This is a genomic window from Mycoplasma sp. 13536, from assembly GCF_055523495.1.
On the sequence record NZ_JBVFVC010000004.1, the window covers coordinates 1 to 458 of the forward strand.

General features: G+C 29.5%; 1 protein-coding gene. It reads right to left on the minus strand.

The features are described from left to right. The coding region (locus AC0B4N_RS04310) for a hypothetical protein (RefSeq protein WP_465102599.1) at positions 1 to 458 on the minus strand (458 nt) is incomplete at both ends.

Below are 458 nucleotides of genomic sequence, written 5' to 3' on the forward strand. Positions count from 1 at the left end.
GCCATAATCTTATTGGCTTCAAGGTTATTTCCTTGTGCATTCACAGAGACACTATTAAACTTTGAGATGTATAATTCAAGAGTTTTAAAAAATGAGTTTGTTTTCTTATGGATAAATGCTAGTTTTCCAACGGCAGGGATAGAATAATCTAAACCTTTCTCAAGAGCTCACATTTCTGTAAAGCTTAGATATTTTCCATTAGGTTCTTTGGCAAAGTATTTTTTTCCATTATATTTAAAATACAAATTATCATCAGAAGAATGTACTAACACAACATCAGAATTATAAGGAAATATAATCCTTTTGTCATGCATATCGAAAGCTGCAAGGTTTTTACCTTGGTATCTAACAACACCATTTAAAACTTTTCTATTAATCTCTAAATCAACGGCTCAATTGCCGTTTTTCTTTCCTTCTTTTTGAAAGACATTATGTTTAGAAATTATTTTTTTATTCCT